At 61.8% G+C, this 17,276-nt stretch carries 20 protein-coding genes; 7 read left to right on the forward strand and 13 right to left on the reverse strand.

Features of this window, described 5'->3' with window-relative positions; translation table 11 throughout:
* Positions 1-14: 14 nt before the first annotated feature.
* Positions 15-935, reverse strand: a complete 921-nt coding sequence (locus VMA09_10025) for a TIGR03560 family F420-dependent LLM class oxidoreductase (GenBank protein ID HUA33930.1) — start codon at positions 933-935, stop codon at positions 15-17.
* 125 nt (positions 936-1,060) lie between these two features.
* Between VMA09_10025 and VMA09_10030 the strand changes: the two genes are divergently transcribed.
* Positions 1,061-2,236, forward strand: coding sequence for a hypothetical protein (locus tag VMA09_10030; protein HUA33931.1), 1,176 nt, complete (start codon positions 1,061-1,063; stop codon positions 2,234-2,236).
* A 24-nt stretch (positions 2,237-2,260) separates the two neighbouring features.
* Here VMA09_10030 and VMA09_10035 read toward each other — a convergent pair whose 3' ends face one another.
* The 3 genes from VMA09_10035 to VMA09_10045 all read right to left on the reverse strand — a co-directional run bounded on the left by VMA09_10035 (position 2,261) and on the right by VMA09_10045 (position 3,876).
* Complete coding sequence (locus tag VMA09_10035) at positions 2,261-2,722, reverse strand: hypothetical protein (protein ID HUA33932.1); 462 nt, start codon at positions 2,720-2,722, stop codon at positions 2,261-2,263.
* A gap of 150 nt (positions 2,723-2,872) precedes the next feature.
* Complete coding sequence (locus VMA09_10040) at positions 2,873-3,157, reverse strand: hypothetical protein (protein HUA33933.1); 285 nt, start codon at positions 3,155-3,157, stop codon at positions 2,873-2,875.
* Between the two features lie 290 nt (positions 3,158-3,447).
* Entirely contained in the window at positions 3,448-3,876 is a 429-nt protein-coding gene (locus tag VMA09_10045) for a VOC family protein (GenBank protein HUA33934.1), read from the reverse strand.
* A gap of 79 nt (positions 3,877-3,955) precedes the next feature.
* Here VMA09_10045 and VMA09_10050 point away from each other — a divergent pair, with 79 nt between their 5' ends.
* Complete coding sequence (locus VMA09_10050) at positions 3,956-4,339, forward strand: hypothetical protein (protein ID HUA33935.1); 384 nt, start codon at positions 3,956-3,958, stop codon at positions 4,337-4,339.
* Here VMA09_10050 and VMA09_10055 read toward each other — a convergent pair.
* From VMA09_10055 to VMA09_10065, 3 genes are all read right to left on the reverse strand, one after another.
* Positions 4,325-5,434: an ArsA-related P-loop ATPase gene (locus VMA09_10055; protein HUA33936.1), complete on the reverse strand. Its 1,110-nt coding sequence runs from the start codon at positions 5,432-5,434 to the stop codon at positions 4,325-4,327. The two genes, VMA09_10050 and VMA09_10055, sit on opposite strands and share 15 nt — an antisense overlap.
* Positions 5,431-6,297, reverse strand: a complete 867-nt coding sequence (locus VMA09_10060) for an ArsA-related P-loop ATPase (protein ID HUA33937.1) — start codon at positions 6,295-6,297, stop codon at positions 5,431-5,433. Before VMA09_10060 ends, VMA09_10055 begins: the two co-directional genes overlap by 4 nt.
* Before the next feature lie 212 nt (positions 6,298-6,509).
* The gene (locus VMA09_10065; protein ID HUA33938.1) at positions 6,510-6,860 is read right to left on the reverse strand and encodes a hypothetical protein; all 351 of its coding nucleotides are present in this window, start codon (positions 6,858-6,860) and stop codon (positions 6,510-6,512) included.
* Between the two features lie 88 nt (positions 6,861-6,948).
* On the opposite strand from VMA09_10065, the gene VMA09_10070 reads away from it, so the two are divergent.
* Complete coding sequence (locus VMA09_10070) at positions 6,949-7,182, forward strand: DUF4911 domain-containing protein (GenBank protein ID HUA33939.1); 234 nt, start codon at positions 6,949-6,951, stop codon at positions 7,180-7,182.
* Here VMA09_10070 and VMA09_10075 read toward each other — a convergent pair.
* The 3 genes from VMA09_10075 to VMA09_10085 form a co-directional block, all read right to left on the reverse strand.
* Positions 7,179-9,575, reverse strand: a complete 2,397-nt coding sequence (locus VMA09_10075) for a glycoside hydrolase family 15 protein (GenBank protein ID HUA33940.1) — start codon at positions 9,573-9,575, stop codon at positions 7,179-7,181. The two genes, VMA09_10070 and VMA09_10075, sit on opposite strands and share 4 nt — an antisense overlap.
* Before the next feature lie 61 nt (positions 9,576-9,636).
* Entirely contained in the window at positions 9,637-10,452 is an 816-nt protein-coding gene (gene tatC, locus VMA09_10080; GenBank protein ID HUA33941.1) for a twin-arginine translocase subunit TatC, read from the reverse strand.
* Between the two features lie 16 nt (positions 10,453-10,468).
* The gene (locus VMA09_10085) at positions 10,469-10,699 is read right to left on the reverse strand and encodes a twin-arginine translocase TatA/TatE family subunit (GenBank protein HUA33942.1); all 231 of its coding nucleotides are present in this window, start codon (positions 10,697-10,699) and stop codon (positions 10,469-10,471) included.
* Positions 10,700-10,812: 113 nt separating this feature from the next.
* Here VMA09_10085 and VMA09_10090 point away from each other — a divergent pair, with 113 nt between their 5' ends.
* Both VMA09_10090 and VMA09_10095 read left to right on the forward strand, forming a co-directional pair.
* A complete protein-coding gene (locus VMA09_10090; GenBank protein HUA33943.1) occupies positions 10,813-11,856 on the forward strand; it encodes a histone deacetylase in 1,044 nt (347 codons plus the stop codon).
* An 80-nt stretch (positions 11,857-11,936) separates the two neighbouring features.
* A complete protein-coding gene (locus VMA09_10095; GenBank protein HUA33944.1) occupies positions 11,937-13,325 on the forward strand; it encodes an FHA domain-containing protein in 1,389 nt (462 codons plus the stop codon).
* Positions 13,326-13,329: 4 nt separating this feature from the next.
* On the opposite strand, the gene VMA09_10100 is transcribed toward VMA09_10095, so the two are convergent.
* Positions 13,330-13,497: a hypothetical protein gene (locus VMA09_10100; protein HUA33945.1), complete on the reverse strand. Its 168-nt coding sequence runs from the start codon at positions 13,495-13,497 to the stop codon at positions 13,330-13,332.
* A gap of 394 nt (positions 13,498-13,891) precedes the next feature.
* On the opposite strand from VMA09_10100, the gene VMA09_10105 reads away from it, so the two are divergent.
* The gene (locus tag VMA09_10105; protein ID HUA33946.1) at positions 13,892-14,680 is read left to right on the forward strand and encodes an enoyl-CoA hydratase-related protein; all 789 of its coding nucleotides are present in this window, start codon (positions 13,892-13,894) and stop codon (positions 14,678-14,680) included.
* A gap of 1 nt (position 14,681) precedes the next feature.
* Here VMA09_10105 and VMA09_10110 read toward each other — a convergent pair whose 3' ends face one another.
* Positions 14,682-15,506, reverse strand: a complete 825-nt coding sequence (locus tag VMA09_10110) for a hypothetical protein (protein HUA33947.1) — start codon at positions 15,504-15,506, stop codon at positions 14,682-14,684.
* A gap of 118 nt (positions 15,507-15,624) precedes the next feature.
* Between VMA09_10110 and VMA09_10115 the strand changes: the two genes are divergently transcribed.
* On the forward strand, positions 15,625-16,905 hold the full coding sequence (locus VMA09_10115; protein HUA33948.1) for a M20/M25/M40 family metallo-hydrolase: 1,281 nt from the start codon (positions 15,625-15,627) through the stop codon (positions 16,903-16,905).
* On the opposite strand, the gene VMA09_10120 is transcribed toward VMA09_10115, so the two are convergent.
* The gene (locus VMA09_10120) at positions 16,902-17,264 is read right to left on the reverse strand and encodes a hypothetical protein (protein ID HUA33949.1); all 363 of its coding nucleotides are present in this window, start codon (positions 17,262-17,264) and stop codon (positions 16,902-16,904) included. The two genes, VMA09_10115 and VMA09_10120, sit on opposite strands and share 4 nt — an antisense overlap.
* Positions 17,265-17,276 lie beyond the last annotated feature (12 nt).

Consider the following 17,276-nt stretch of genomic DNA (forward strand, 5'->3'; position numbering starts at 1 on the left):
CGCGGCGTCGGCCATCAGGCGAACGCCGGCATTACCTCTTTCGCGAACATCTCGATCGTTGGCGGCGGTGCGAAGTCGCTGAAGAAAATCGTGAACGTCGTGATACCCATCGCGACGCGTTTCTTGAGCTCCTCGATAAGCTGCTTGGGCGTGCCCTTGATGCCGGTGGTGACGAACGGCTTCAGCATCTGCGCCGTCTTCCACTTCTGTTCGACCTCGGCGTCGTCCTTGCCGATGCAGACCAGGAGCTGCTCCGAAACTTCGATCGTATTGGGGTCGCGCCCGACGTCTTTGCAGTGCTGCTTGAGCACGTTGTACTTGTGCTCGAAGCTTTCGTAGCCGGCCGGGATATTCCAGCGGTCGGCGAATTGCGCGACCAGCTTGAGCATCTTCTTCTCGCCGCTGCCGCCGATCGTGATCGGTGGATGCGGCTTCTGGATAGGCTTGGGATTACAGGCTGCGTCGACGACCTTGTAATGCTTGCCCTCGAAGGTCGTGCGCTTCTGGGTGAACATCGCCTTGATGATGTGCAGGCCTTCCTCGAACATCTTGAGCCGCGCGCCCATCGAGGGGAATTCGTAGCCGTAGGCGCGATACTCTTCGTCCATCCAGCCCGCGCCGTAGCCGACTTCGAGGCGGCCTTCGCTGATGTGATCGAGAGTGCAAAGCGTCTTCGCGAGCAGGGCCGGGTTGCGATACGAGTTGCACATCACGAGCGTGCCGATGCGGATTTTTTCGGTGCGCGCCGCGAGCCCGCTCATCAGGGCTATACACTCGTGATGGTCGAGGTCAGGCATGCCGCGCGTCCACATGTGATCGACGAGCCAGATAGAATGGTAACCGAGATGCTCGCAGCGATGGGCGCGATCGAGAAGCTGATGCCAGCTCTGTCCGGCCTGCGGGCTGAACAACGCGAATTCGACTTTCCTGCTCATTCAAGGTCTCCCGTGCGAAGGTGTGAAGCGCTCCCAACCTGTTTCGCATGAGCGCCGAACAGGGTCAACCGCCGATGATTACGGGGCGCGGGATGCTATAACAGCCGGTCGTGATGGGAGGGACCATGGGCGATTCCAGCTTCGGCCGTATCCAAGAATTTAGGCGTTCAGCGGCGCGCCGGATCGCGATTCTGCTAGCGATACTGTTGGTAGCGCCCGCGATCGCGCGCGCGGCGACCTTCAAGCAGGTCGGCACAGCGACGGCACTCAAGGGTGCGCCGGGAATCTACGAATGGCGCTACATCGCGATCGTCGGATCGTCGCCCTTCGATCTCATCGGGCTTCATCTGCTGGCCAAGGGTCCGACTCCGCCCGCGAATCCGGGTGCAGTCGTCCTATATCTTCCCGGCACCAACATGAACGGCGAAGTTGCGCTCGACGATCCCGCGCATTCGCTGCCGGTGTATCTCGCGGAGCGGGGAGTGGAGGTGTGGTCGATGGACTATCGCACGCACTTCATTCCGCCCGAGACGCCGATGTCCGGTTTGTCGGAGCTGAAAGACTGGACGAACCAGATGTTCGCGGGCGATATCGACGTGGCGGCTAAGTTCGTCGAATCGCAAACGCATCGCGGCGAACTTTTCGTTGCGGGATTCAGCCGCGGCGTCGAGTTCGCGTATCTCTACGCCGCGATGCATCCGGAGAACGTCGCGGGCATTATCGCGCTCGACGGCTTCATGCCCCCGCTGGGTGCGCCGCTCATCGCGGGCACGAGCAAGGATGTGGCGTCGGATATCGGCGGTGAGCATCTCACGTACGATAAGCGCAAAAAGCTGATCGAGATGGTAATCGACAATCCGAATCAGCCCGCGCCGATTCCCAAGTACAAGACTGCGCGCGAGAACCTCGAGCACGTCGTTTACGGCGCGGGGGGCGTATTCGGCGGCAAGGGCGGGCTCGCAGATCCGATCGACGGCAAGTCCGACGCGGTGGTGCTGGCGCGCCTGCTGATCACCTACGATCGTTACTGGCCGACGGTGCAGGACGGTGACAATCCGTTTACATCGGAACTGCTCGAGGCGCTGAAGTCGTCGAAGATTCCGGTGATCGCGTTCGCCAGCACCAACTTCGGAAAAAGCTGGCCAACGCTGGTCACCGAGAGCGCGAAATCAACCGGGACTTCCGCTCCGGCGGTGAAGACGCTCCAGGGATGGGGTCACCTGGATGTGATCGTGGGAACCAACTCCGAGCAAGAGGTTTACGTCCCGGTCGCCGCCTTCATCAAGCAGCATCAGAAGTAGGAGTTACGCTCGTAACGACGGCGGCTACTGCATTTCCTCGATGCTGCCGGAAGCAAGGTATAGGTACGGGCCGGTGTATTTGAGTTTCAGCTCTTGATCTTTGGTGATGACAATATCCTTCGTCGAGGACTGGCCGTAGGTGACCTTCTCACTCTGCGATGGATCGGAAGAGGTAACATAGAACTTTGCGGAGTGCGGGCCGGCATTCAACTTTATCGTGACATCACTCTGCGTGGCCACGACCAAAGGAGCGTTTGAATCGATTTTGATCGCGTAGTTACTGACCGCGAGCCGGTAAGTCGGCTGCCTGGTTTCGACCATCAAAGTGCCAGTGTCAGTTCCGGGCGTTGACTGATCAAAACTGAATTTTTCGACCGTTGGCGGAGCTACTTGATTTGCAGCCTGCTCGGCGACCATCGAAGCGACGCACCCGCATAAAGAGACCAGCATCAATCCGCCGATCAGCATCGAAATGCTTTTTTTCACTTTGGTTCAGTTCCCCCTGAGCCGCTATCCCGATTTTCGGGTGTATTTCGTGGCGGCATAAAAACAGTTTCATGACGATGCTGACGATGCTAGCGAGGCAAAGGCAGACAGCAAGCGCTCGACGAAGTATCTGAAGCGCGGGCGGTTTCGTTAAGCGGCGTCAGATGTTGGTGGATATTTCGGCGCCGGCGGGCGGGACTCCTCGTTCGACGCTGGCAGGAGCAGCACCGTGGCGAGGGCCCACGCGCCTAACGCGAGGCCGCCGATCGTCCAGCGCAGGACAGATCGGTTGCGCCGGCTCGCGATAACGGCCGTCATCGGCGCGAGCGCCAGGTTGACGACGATCGACGTGGCGAGCAGATTGGCCGGCTGGCCGCGATAGCCCATCAGCACGAAGCCGGAAGCCACCGCCATGATATTCGCGAGCGAGTTCATCAGTTTGATCTACGGCGCCGTCCACATATAGTTGCAGAATAAGACCGTCACTTCGACAAGGATCCAAGCTGAATTGGCAAACTCAGACCCAGCCTCAAGCAAATGCAGTCGCGACGGATGCTCGCAGCCCGGCGCTCTCCGTTCAATTGTCGACAGAATCGAAAATTGCATCTGGAAGTACTTCCTGTGCGATGATTGCGACAGGGCCCTGCTCGACAGCGAGAAGTTCGCAATCGCCCGTCAGAAGGGCATCCGCCACGCGCAATAAGGGCCAGCGACGCAGTCTCTGCTTAGCGATTCACTGCGGCGGCGCGTCTGCCGATCTCTTCTGGCGAGACATCCTCTTTGTGGGTTGCTATCCACCAACTGTTGCCAAACGGATCACTGACCATTCCAACTCGATCGCCCCACAGCTTGTTGGTGAGTTCCCGTTCCGGTCGAGCTCCGGCTCGGATCGCGCGCCCATGGAAATCATCGCAATCATCGACGTACAGGTAAAAGGAACCCTGGCTCGACTCTGAATCGCTTCGCTCGACCATTATTCGCGAGGTGCCGATGTTGATCTCGGCGTGAGCCACGGCGCCATCCGGTCCGCGCATCAGCAGGATCTCCTCGGCGCCGAAAGCCTGTTTCACGAATTCAAGAAACTTCGCCGGAGCTCCAACCAATACCAACGGTGTAACCGTGTGGTATCCGTCAGGAATCGCTTTGGCTGCCATCACGTTCCTCCCTTTGATGCGCGAATCTTGCGGCACGAGGTTTTGAAGTTCGCCTGATCGTGAATATATAGTTTCTCATATGGCAAGTCCTGACTACGACAACCTGTTCGCCAGGATCCGCTCGCTCAGCGAGGAGGGGCTCACGAGCCTCTTCAGCGAAGTGATGTCGAACGACAAGATGCGCAAGAGCCTCGGGCGGGCGGGCGCGCGCTTCATGGAGAACAAGCATACGTTCGATCGCAACATCGAACAGTTCCTCGAGTTCTTCAACGTGCCTTCGCGCCGGGACGTGCGCGATTTGAAGGCGCGCCTCGATCATCTGAGCTCGCAGCTTCTCAACCTGAGCATCAAGGTTGACCGGCTGGCCGAGCACGAGCATGCGCACGAAAGCCCTCCCGCGAAGCCCGCGCCGGCCCCGCTGAAGCGTCCGCGCCACAAATCGCGGCCGTCATCCGAATCGTAAATCTTTGCCGATTGCCGCAAGCTCGGCGAGTGTGCGCGGCTCATGACCAAGGTCGTGCGCCACGATCAGTCGCGCGCCATGCGGCAGCTTCGTCTTGAGCGCGTCGAGCGAGTTCTCCTCGCGGCGTTTAAGGGCGCCGTAGTCGGCGAGATTACGGCGCAACTTGCGCTTGAGCGCGGCGGGAATTTTCGCGTCATCGACATCCGCGGCGTCGGGCACTTCGGCCATCACGCGATTGACGATCACGGCGCTGATCGTGAGATCCGCCTGCTCCAGCGCGGTTACGAAGTCTGCCGCCTGTGCAATTCGCCCGGCCTCGGCGGTCGTGACCACGACCAGCGAAGTATCAGCGCCGCGCACCAGATCGCGGGCGCGCTCCGCACGCTCGGCGAATCCCGCGTACATCCCGTCGAAGCTCTGCACAAACGATTGCACGTCAGTCAGCAGGTTGAGGCCCGTCACGCGATCGAAGGCCGCGAGCACGGCGCGCGCCGCCATATCGACAAAGCGAAGCTGGCTGCGCAGGATTCCGCCCGGCGCGCCGAGCAGGCCGACCGCGCGCGAGTTGAGCAGCTCCAGGAGCCGCCGCGGCGCATCGAGGAAGTCGATAGCCTCGGCCGCGGGCGGAGTGTCGAGCACGACGAGTTGCGTCTTCGCGTTGCCGGCGAGCTCGAGCAATCGTTCCATCGCCATGTAATCGCCGACGCCGGCCAGCGCGTTCGAGAGGTTGCGATAAATGCCGTTGGCGATAATTGCGTCGCGCGCCGCTACCGATGACGCGTAACGCGCAACGATCGCGTCGAAGGTGCGCTTGGGATCGAGCCGCAATGCGCGCAGGCGGCCGGGCTTGTGGTGACCGCGGCGCGGCGTGCGCACCAGATCCAGCGGCACATCGCGCGGCTCCGACGCGTCGCCCTCGAGCCCGAGTGCATCGAGCAGCCGCGGCGCCGGATCAACCGTCATTACATCGACCGTGTGTCCCGTCGCCGCCGCATGAATCGCGAGCGCCGCACTCATCGTGGTCTTACCAACGCCGCCAGGACCGAGACAGATCAGCACGCGCCGGCCGTCGATCAGAAGTTTGTCCGGTGTCATGCCGCGGCCAGAGCCGGCTCCAGTGCGCGGCTCAATTGCGCGACTTCACGAAAGTTCATCGCGGGCGTGAAGAGCATCGGCAGTACGATCGTCGCCAACCCCGCTTCGCGCAGCGTTTCGATTCCGATCACGGCGCGCTCGTGCGTGGCGTAGCGACGAATTGCGAGCTCCGCGTAAGCACCCAGGGGCGTAAGCGCGGCGAGCTCGGATGTATCGAAGAGCTGCTCTGGCGTGCGATTCATAATCGCGAAAATCGGCGCGGCGCCGAACCGCTCCCGAATCGCGGCCGCAGTTTCAATCGCCTCGCGAATCGCGAGATCCTCAGGCGTTACCGTGATCACGACGCCGAAGCGCGTCGGGTCGATGAGAAACTTCTCGACCGAATCTGCGAGGCGATTGAGCGCTCCTGCCGGCGCGATACCCTTGAGGCCGGGCGGCACCGACAGCAACTCCAGCGCGGAGCCCGAGGCGGGGGCATCGATCACGACGAAACGATCTTCGAGTGCCGCATCTCCGCCCATGATTCGCAGCCGCTCCAGCAACAGAAATGCTTCGAGGCCGGGTAGCGCAGCGGTGACGTAGCCGAACGTCCTGCTCTTCAGCATCCGGCGCGAAATCGCGCGCAGCGGCACGATTCGCTCAATAAACGCGGTGAGCTCCGAGCGCGGGCTGAGCGAAACGACTTCGAGCGCGCCGTGCGGCTGAGCGAAATCCGCGAGGATCGCGGCTGCCGTGCCACGCCCGTCGAGGTCGGCAAGGATCGTCGGCCGCCTGCGCGCCAGCGCCATCGCGAGCGCGGCGGCAATCGTGCTCTTGCCGGTGCCTCCTTTGCCGGTCACGAACAAAACGCGCGGCAGATTCATCGGCTAGAATCTAAGTGGCCGTGATGAAACAGTAAACCGCGATAGCACCGAGAGCCGCAGTGACGCCGTCCCGACGCGTACAGAATTTTTCACCACTGATTGCTACCATGCGCGAGATGAACGTGACTGGCTTGGCGATATAGACGAGATTTGGAATGGGCGGTTCGACGACGCAGTTGAATTGGCTTACGAGAATCGCCGACTCCGCGAAATTAGGCTATGGCGGATCGGGCTGATTCAAGCGAGGCGTCAGGCAGCAAGCGGATAGGGAGCGAGCCGCAACTCGGGCGTGCGCTCAGGTATGGAGGCAGATCGAGCGAAATTTCGAGTTTCCAGCTTTTTTCGAAGACGGCCCAAAATTCTGGCGGCGTGCTCTCCAAGGTTGAGAAAGGAGTTTGCCCCTCTCGCTCGTCGTAGGATTTTTGAGCCCGGAACAGCGAAACTAGAGATCTCAGCGCCTCGTCCGGGGATTTTCCCTGCGCCGCAATGTCATATTGAAGGCACTGAATTACGTACGTCGGTCTTTGGGTGAACAGGAGAAATTGAAGATTATTTGCAGCCATCGCCAGTGCCCTCCTACCCAGCGACAGTGCAGCCGGGCAGGTTTCTACCAACATTCTACGCCGTGCCGCGAATGATGACGCAATCGAAATGACGCCGGTGCCTCACGCGTTCGACAGCATGCTGATTGCGATTCCGCCGGAGGAGATCGTGCTCTTCAAATCGATCGTCGAGTCGTACGACAACCTCGCGACGATGCGCACGGAAGATCCGCGGCGCCATCACCTGCGGATCTATTTTGCGCCTGAAAGCCGCGGGGAGATTGAAGCGCTGCTTGAATCGCTCGACGGCCGCTTTCAGATTCGGAACATCGGCCAGGGCTAAGTCACGTTCACGGTGAAGTTCACGCCTTCCCAGCGATCGCCGTTCGCGTATCTGAAGGTGAACACGATGGCGCTCGTGCCGCCACTCGGCACTTCGATATCGACGTACTCGATTCCGATCGGTGTCGAAATCGCGAAGCTATCGTGCGTTGTTGACCAGTTGTCACTGCTCCAGTGAAACGTGAAGGGCTCAAGCGCCTGGATGCGCAGCAGGCCGCCCGCCGGAATCGAGCGCGCGCGGCGATTATGCTTCCAGACCTCGAACGGGCGGCGCGGAGCGCGGCTTTCCAGGTAACGGCGCGAGACTTCCGGAATCAGATCGAACACGCCGCCGTCGGCGCGCGACCTGAGAAGCTTGATGTACTCCGCATGCGCCCACATCAGCGGCATGGCGGCGCCGGTTTGGCGTCCACGATATAGCAGCGCACGTGGGATGTCGTCGCCGTCCCATACCTGCTCGGGCAATAGCTGGGTCGAGTTGGCGAAGGCCTCCATCGCAAGCAGATACGGCATAATGTCGCGGCCCGCCGCGAGCTCGTAATGCCCGCGCTCGCCGGTGAGCAGCGGCCACGGCCGCCCGCGGCCCCATCCGGTGAAAGGACCGCCGTCATCGTGCTGCCCGTAGCCGTCGTGCGTGTAGCGCCGCCAGCATGGACCCTGGGGCAGATCGGTGCGGATTGCGGCATCGATCACGTGCACGGAATCTGTCATCAGCGGATCGTTGGCGTTGCGAATCCCATAGCGTACGAGCTCCAGGAATCCACCATCAACGACTTCCTCGACGGGGAAATCCGCCTGCGAGCCGGGTGGGCGATTCTGAATATGGACCATCTTGCCGTCGAGCGTCTCGTCGGGATTCGGATCGTCGGCGGAAATCGGATTGATACGCACATAGTGGCGCGTGATGCCGGGGACGATCTTTCCGTGGTTGGTAACAGTCCACTGCTCGATGTGCGATTCGAGGAAGTCAGCGTATTCCTCGAGGAAGCGGCCCGTCAGCTCGTCGCCGCGCTCGCGTGCGAAGGCCGCAGCGCAGATCAATCCCGCGATGTTGCTGGCGAGCGTCGAGGGCGAGTAGCCGCTGTTCTCTTCCCAGCGTTCCTGCGGCGTTGCGGGGCCGTGCATGATGAGATACGCCGCGGCCGAGCGGACCAGAGGATAGGGATCGAAATCCTTGAGGGCGTTGAGGCGGTTGAGCCGCCAGGCAAGCATGATTGGAAAGGCAACTTCGTCGAGCTGGATACCGTTCCAGTACGGCTCGCCGTCGATCCAGAAGTTCTGCGGGAAGCCGCCGTCGGGCCGCTGCGAGCATGCGAGGTAGATTAACGCCCGTAAAGCAGTGGCAGTGTCGCCCGAGGCGATTAGTCCGGTCGCGCTGTTGACGAGATCTCGCGTCCACACCAGATGGTATCCGCCGAGATCCTCGTCGCCCTTTGCTTCGCCCCACGGGATGCTGAGTGAGGCAATCATCGCGCCTGGATAGTTCTTGTCCTCGTGAGCGAGCAGCAGCTCGCGCGAGCGGCGATAAAGCGAGCCGCCATCGCCGGCCCACTTCTCCAGCGGATGCATATGGCGCGAGGCGCGGTCCCATTGCTCGAGAAAGCGCGTGTGATGCTCCTCGAAGGGCGTGCCGAGTGACTGAAAAAGTGTAGTAACCGCACGATGGAGCGTGCGGCCGAAACCGATGCCGAGCTTGAAGGTATAGCCGCGGCGCAAATCGATCTCGCCGGTGAGCGCAATATTACCGTCAAGCGCGGCGGCGAACTCGTGGCTGAGCCCCAGATTGTGTCTGATGTCCTGCCATCCGTCAGTCGTGCCGACGTAGCCACATGAGCGCTTAGCAAAAGGTGCCGACGCGCCGAAAGCCAACCACGCGTCGGCCTTGTGAGCGGTCAAAAATTCGTGGCCAACGATCTGCGTGACATTGCCGTTGTTGTTGGCGCCGCCGACCTCGAGATGCGGCGCGAGAATCGCGTACATGTGCAGCTTCGCGAGCAGATCGGGATCGCCCTCGAGCGTGACACGCATGATGACCGATGGTTGATGCGGATCGGCGAGAACTTCCTTGACGATACTGTAGCGCTCGTTGGGATCGTGGCTTTGGATACGCACACCGAGCCCGGCCTCGGACAGGTACTCGGTCTTTGAAATCAGATGGCGCCGTTCCTCGTGGAAGAACGTCTCGCCATCGGTGATGAGGAACTGCAGGTCGCGCACTTGCGGCTGATCGATAGTCGGGAAGTAGATCTCGTTCAACACGCCGTTGGAGGCGGTGAACCATACGCGGCTTACCGATGAATAAGCCGTACATACGACGTCCTTGGCGCTGCGCGTCCATCGCGGATGGATTCCGGGCGCGCCTGATGCGACTGGTTTGTCGAGCAATGTAGCCATAGGGCAGAACCTTCCCGGGACCCTCCCGGCCCCAGATGCTTCGCCTAAGATGCCGCTCGCCTCAGACCGTTTCGGTACCCTCCGGCGCCGCCGGCACGGACTTCGGTGCGGGTGCCTCGGCCTTGAAGAAATACGCCACTCCGATACTGAGGCCATAGAGCAGCAGCAGCGGAATCGCTAGCAGGAACATCGAGATCATGTCCGGCGGCGCAATCGCCGCGGCGACGACGAAGATCGCCAGCACTGCGTAGCGGAAGTAGCGAATCATCATCGTGTAATCAATCAGGCCGAGTTTCGTGAAGAAGAAGGCAAAGATCGGCATCTCGAAGGTGATCGCGAACGAGAGCAGGAGCTTGGACGAAAACGCCAGGTATTCGCTGATACGAATCGTCGGGGTGATTCCGATACTCGCGTACTGGCTCAGGAAAAATGCGTAGCCGATCTTGAAGACGACGGCCCAACAGAAGTATCCGCCCAGCGCAAAGAACAACGACGCGAAGATGACAAACGGTCGCGCCAGCTTGCGTTCTTTCTCGTAGAGCCCGGGCGCGACGAATTTCCAGATTTCGTAGAACACCGCCGGGCTCGCGATGAACAGTCCGGCGATCAGCGCAACCTTGATTTTTGTGAAGAATGCCTCGGCGACGCCCGTGCCGATCAGCAGCACCTTGCCATGCGATACATCGCGGATCGGCCACGTCAGCGCCGAAAACAAATTGTCGGCGAAGAGGTACGCGACGGCGAAGCCAACGCCGATCGCCACGAACGACCAGATCAGCCGCGTGCGGAGCTCGGTCAGATGCTCCACCAGGGGCATCCGCGCCTCGGACGAGCTTTCCTCGACCACGACTGGAGTATTGCTATGCTCGCTGGCCACGATCTGTGCGAAGCGGCTATGTTTTTTCGGTGGGCGGTTCGACGGGTTTTGGCGGCTCGGGTTCGACGCGGCGCGCCGGACGCATCGTGGTCAGGTCGTCATCGAGACCCTCGCTCAGCTCGCGCATCACCATGTTGCTGGCAGAGCGCAACTCGCGCAGGACCTTGGCCGCCGCGCGCACCATCTCGGGCATGCGCTCGGGCCCGAGCACGATCAACGCAATCGCCAGCAGCACGATTATTTCCATAACATCCCGGCTGATTCGCCCGTCCACGTTTTGATAGAGTCAGCCTTCATGGACGCGCGAATCGTTCCGCTCAGGTTCGCAAATCATCATAACACCAGCGCCCGGAGTCAACGATGCTCAAGACCGCGGTTGTAACCGACAAGGCCTACCTCAAGCATTTTGCCGGCCGGGCCCATCCAGAACGACCGCAGCGGCTGGAAGCGATGATCGAGATGGCCGAGACGATCCATCGGCCCGATTTGAAATTCATTTCCCCGCGCGCCGCGACGACCGAAGAAATCGCCATGTGCCACTTCCCGGACTACATCGAGCAGATGGAGCAGACCGCGAAGGTCGAGCGCTACGACTTCGATCCCGATACCCATACGTGCCGCGATTCGTATGCGACCGCAATGCTCGCGGCGGGCGGCGTTGTCACGGCAGTCGAGGCGGTAATGGATGGCGCGGCCGACAACGCGTTCGCGATGGTGCGGCCGCCGGGGCATCATGCGCTGCCGAATCGCGCGATGGGCTTCTGCTTTTTCAACAACGTCGCGGTTGCCGCCGAATGGCTGGTGCGCACGCGCAAGCTCCGGCGCGTGATGATCGTCGATTGGGACGTGCATCACGGTAACGGTACCCAGGACATCTTCTATGAGTCCGATGAGGTGCTCTATTTTTCGACGCATCAGTATCCGCACTATCCCGGCACCGGCTCGCTGCAGGAGATGGGCTACGGCGCGGGCCTTGGCTTCAACGTCAACGCGCCGATGGCGGCGGAGTGGGGCGACGCCGAATACATGCGCGTGTTCGACCGCTTCCTGGTGCCGATCGCGCGCCAGTTCAAGCCGGAGTTCATCCTGATTTCATCGGGCTTCGACGCGCACTATCGCGATCCTCTCGCCTCGATGCAGGTGACTGAAGACGGGTTCCTCAAGATGACGCGGCGGGTGAAGCGGCTCGCCGCTGAGTTGTGCGGCGGCAAGTTCGCGGCCGCGCTCGAAGGCGGCTACGACATCGAGGGGCTGACCAACTCGGGCAAGGCTGTGCTTGAAGAATTGGGCCATTTCGCGGACGAGCCGATCGCGGTCGAAGAAGGGGGAGAGCGCGCCGATCGGATGCTCGAGCGCGCGCGTCACAACATTGGAAAATTCTGGAACCTCGGCAGCTTCGAGTGATCGCGCCTCGATGTGTAACCTGCGCGTTGCAAGCGGCGTTATTCAAATCAGACCGATCACGATGAAAATGGGCACACGCGATGGCTTCGCAGCCTGAGGCTGCGCGCGGCGATAGCGCGACGGGGGAGGTCAAAGGCCGGCTGGTGGCGATCGGCGGCGGCGCGGAGTATCCGCTCGACAAGCCGCTCTTGAAAGTCGGCAGCCATCGCAGCAACGACATCGTTCTCGACGATACGACCGTGTCGCGCAATCACGCGACGATCGCGCGGCGGCTCGGGCGCTTCACGCTCACCGATCTCGATTCGACCAACGGCACGATCGTCAACGGCAAACGCATCAAAGGCGCGGCGATTCTAAAGCCCGGCGACGAAGTTCGCTTCGGCGCGATGCGCTTTGCGTTTCTGACCGGTGCAACGATCGCGCGCAGACGCACGCGGCCAATGCTCGCGATCGCGCTCCTCGCGATGTTCGCCGTGGGCTTCGCCGCGGCGCGCTACTTCCTCGGCCCGCGGCCGATTCACACTGCGACGGTGGCGATCAGGCAATCGCTCGAAGCGAAGACCGCGAGCAGCGCGGCGCCGTCGGCATCGGCCGGTAATAGCTCGGTCCCGGTTTATTCAGCCGCGGCGGCGCCTGCGCCGGAATGGCTCCAGCGGCTCAATTCGTATCGCGATATGGCCAAGCTCGCGCCCGCGGGCGAGGATGACTCGCTTGCTACAGCCGACGCGAAGCACGTGGCGTATCTTTTCACCAACTATGCTGACGACATCATGCACGGCATCATGCCGGGCCTCGAGATGCACCAGGAATCGAGCGACAAACCGGGCTACTCGGCGGACGGCCTTTACGCCGCACAGCATAGCGATGTTGACTTCATGTGGTGGAGAGGCAGCTATAAGCAACATATGGAAACGTGGGCGATCGATGACTGGATCACCGGCGCGTTTCATCGCCTGCCGCTGCTGAGCCCGCGCCTCGAGCGAGTCGGCTACGCACAGCAGTGCGAGAATCAGATGTGCGTTGCCGCGATGAATGCGCAGACCGACGTCGAGCACGCCGCCGCGACGACGATGTATAAGATCCCGGTCGCGTTTCCGCCCGACGGCGCCACGCTCGCGCTCAAGTGGTTCACGATGGAAGTGCCGAATCCGCTCAGCAGTTGCCCCGATTACCAAAAGCCTACGGGCGTGCCGATCACGCTCCAACTCGGCAATTTCATCGCGATCAAACTCGACAACTACTCGCTGAAAGAGGCCGACTCGGGCGACGAGGTCGAGGCCTGCGGCTTCGATTCGAGCACCTACACCAACCCCGACCCCGCCATCCAGGCTGCCGCCCGCGCGTCGCTCAATGCCTTCGGCACAGTCGTCGTGATTCCACGGCAGCCGCTCAAACCGGGAGCCAGCTACAATGTCGAGATGACCGCCAGTGGCAAGAAGTACAACTGGCAGTTCTCAGTGGCGCCATGATGGCTCAGAAGGCGAGGCGTCCGCGCAAGTCCTCGAACGGGATCATCACGAGCTCGCGATACGCGGCACGCGACGACAGTTGCAGGTACCATTGCTCGACGCTGGCAAGCGCGGGCCTGTCGATATCCGGCCGGCCAGGTGCGCATCGAGGAGCCCGTATAGTTCGGCGCATCGCGCGATCGCGACGCGGATTGCCTTCCAGTCACGCTGCGCTTCCGGCGCTTGAGCGCAGAGAGAACCGCGCGCCCCAGCTCCTGGATTCGATAGATGTAGCCGGGATTGAACCAGATCTTTTCCTATGCGGTCTGCTTGCGCCCCCAACGATCTCGCGCACGCGCGCCGGGATGAGCTGTTCCTCTTGCCGCAACGCTTCTGCTTCCATCTGCTCGGAAGCGCTCTTCTTGCAAGCTCCAAGTCTAGCTGCGTTCGCGATTTGGATCAGAAGTGTTGCTTACGCAGCGATAACCCATGATGCGCTGCGACGAACGCCTTGCTTTAAGGGGTATTCGTCAGCCTGAGCGCGATGCGCTAGGTTGAAACCATCGCTCCTCGGAGGAACGCCGCACGTGGCAGACTTGCTCGCCGAAAAACACGATCACATCGGAATCATCAAGCTCAACCGGCCCGATCGCATGAACGCGATCAGCGTCGAGATGCTTTCCGCGCTCAACGACCGGCTTCGCGAGTATGACGACGACAAGGAAGTTCGCGCGATTATCCTGACCGGCGAGGGGCGCGGGTTCTGCAGCGGCCTCGATCTCAAGGACACCGCCGCCGGCAAAGGAATCGGCGCGGGGCTTTCAGGCGGCGCCTCGCACGTCAGCACGCGCGACCTGCCGACGATCACGCTCAACCGAATCGACGTTCCCGTTATCTGCGCGATCAACGGACCGGCGGCAGGCTACGGCTTCGACATGGCGCTCGGATGCGACCTGAGAATCATGAGCGATCGCGCCAAGCTCGTGCCGGCGTTCGCCAAGCGCGGCATCGTGCCCGAGAGCGGCGGCACGTGGTACCTGCCGCGTCTGGTCGGATGGTCCAAGGCGTGCGAGATCGGATTTATCGCCGACGACATCACGCCCGAGCGGGCGCTCGAATTCGGCCTCGCCAACAAGGTGGTCCCGCACGACGATCTCATGAAGGAATCCGAAACGTGGGCGGCGAAGATCGCGGCCAATGCTCCGCTCGCGGTGCGCGCGATCAAGCGGCTTTACCGCCACGGCCTCAGCCAGGACTTCGAATCGCACTCGCATCATGTGCTGATGCAGTTGCTGACGCTCTTTCGCTCCGGCGATTTCCAGGAAGGGTTGCAGGCGTTCATGAGCAAGCGCCCGCCCGAATTCAAGGGCAGGTAGCTTAGGTATCGCGGCGCGGGCCGGACTGCATGAAGGCGATGGCGACGCCGTCGAGCGGCTCGATGATTCGCGCGATGAGGCCGCCCTGGATCGCGGCCTTCGGTTCGGTCGCCTGCAAACCGGAATTGCGCGCGTGTGCGACGGCCGTGTGAATGTCCGAGCACATGAGCGCGAGGCCCCAGCATCCGGGCTCGCCGCGCGACGGGCCGACGACTTCCAGCACAGTCTGTTCGAGCTTGAAAAACGCCTGCCGCGTGCCGTTGCCGAGTTCGCGGATGCGCTTACATGGAACGCCGATCGCCGCGCTCTGGGAGATCGCGTGTTCGAGATCCGGCGTCATCACGACGATGTGCTCGAGATAGTCGACCGTGTTCGGATTCGAGCCGCACTTCGTCGCGAGGCGTGCGCGCCTCGCCTCGAGATCGCCATCGATCTCGAGCGCCGCCGTGAACACTCCGGGCAATGCACTCGGCACGAGGTCGGCAATCTCGCCGCTCTCGCGCGAGCCGGGAACGATCGTGACGCGCTGCGCACTCTCGGATGCCGGTTCGCCGAGACCCCAGATCCAGCCGATGATCCCGCCGCCGTTTTCGATTCGGGCCGCGACTGGCTCGGCGAGCGCGCTTGTTCGCTCTCCGGGTAAAAGGCCGACCAGATCGATCTCGACCGCTCCCGTGGCCATCCGCGCGAATTCGAGGCCGCCGTCGCTGAAGCTGCCCGATGCGATCGCGAAGCCGGCGCGCGACCAGTTCGATCTTGCTTCATCGAGATTCGCTACCGCGACAAGCACGCGTTCGACGGCGACTATTTGCATCGCGGATGACATGGCTTCCAGAGCCTATCCGCACTTGATCGGCGACGCCACCGTGCGCGAAGTGTCATTCGGTTTGCGCGCCTGCCATGATAATCGACGCCAATTTAACTTCGATTGAAGGCCGGTTTCGATGAAGACCTCATGGCAGACTTTCCAGGATGAAGCGCTCGACAAGCTCCGCGCGCTCGTCCGCCTCGATACCACCAACCCTCCCGGCAACGAGCGGATCGCCGTCGATTACATCGCAGGCGTGCTCGGCCGCGACGGTATTGAATGCGTCATTCGCGAGGGCGCGCCGACCCGCGCCAACCTCGTGACAAAGATCGCTGGACGCGATTCGACCAAAGGCGCGCTGATGCTCTCCTCGCATACCGACGTTGTTCCGGTCGAGCGCTCAGGATGGACACGCGAGCCGTTCAGCGGCGAAATCGCCGACGGCTGCCTATGGGGCCGCGGCTCGATCGACATGAAGTCCAAGGGTGCGATGGACTTGATGCTCATGATCGCGCTCAAGCGCGCGGGCGTCGCGCCCGACCGCGATCTGATTCTCGCCGCCGTCGCCGACGAGGAAGCGGGCTCCGAGGACGGCGCCAAGTTTCTCGTCGAGCGTTATCCGGACCTCGTGCGCGCCGCGTTCGTGCTCAACGAGGTGGGCGGCTTCACCGTGCACGTCGGGCCGCGCCGCTTTTATCCGATCCAGGTGGCGGAGAAGGGTTTCGTCACGGTGAAGATGAAAGTCACGGCGCCGCCGGGACACGGCTCGATGCCGCGGCGCGACACGGCGATCTCGCGGATGGCGGAGCTGATCACGAAGATCACGAAAACGCCGATGCGGCAGAAGGTCAATCCGGTGGTGCGCAATGCGCTCAAGGAAATGGGGCTTCAGATCGAAGCCGCGGGCGCGCTCTTCGCCCCAATGCTCTCCAACACGGTCTCGCCGACGATTCTCAACTCCGGCTACAAGGACAACGTGATTCCAGGCGAAGCGACGCTCGTGCTCGACGGGCGCACGCTGCCGGGCGAGGATCCGGAGAGCTTCATGGCCGAGCTGCGCGCGATCGTCGGCCCCGAGCCGACGTTCGAGCTGCTCCGCACCGCGCCACCGGTCGAGACCAGCGCCAACACTCCGCTTTTCGATTTAATTCGCGAGCGTGTCGAGGCCAACGATCCAGGCTCGCGCGCAATCCCGTGGATGATCCCGGGAGCGACCGACAACAAGTTCTATTCGCTGCTCGGCGCGGCGTGTTACGGATTCTCGCCGGTCAAACTCGAGCGCCACGTTCCATTCGGCTCGCTATTTCACGGCAACGACGAGCGGATTCCGATCGACGGCTTTCAGTGGGGACTCAAGGTCTATACGGAAGTGGTGTTGAACTTCGTCGGGATCAAATTCGACGACGTGTTCTGCTAGCCGGCGGCCGTCGCGCGGGTGCGCGAGAGCACGCCCGTGATGAACACGATTTCCGACATGATCGCGGCGAGCATTATCGTCGGCTGGATATCGCTGTAGTGCACGACCGCGGCAAGTGACACGCCGACGAGAATTGCCGTGACTATTGGCCACAGGATTCCGAAGCGCACGATCCTGACCATGCCCCATTCACCGCGCGCGTAGCGCATCCCGCATCCGATTCCCGAAACAAGAGCCAGTGAGAGAAAAAGAATCGTCGCGCCGATCGGCAGCGGATTCCGATATCGACCTCCGATAAGGAATACCCCGAGAAGGATCTCGCCGATTCCTACCGCCAGCAACGTTCGATTGGTCTGCACGTGAGGACGAGG

It is taken from the genome of Candidatus Binataceae bacterium, from assembly GCA_035508495.1.
Lineage (GTDB): Bacteria > Desulfobacterota > Binatia > Binatales > Binataceae > JASHPB01.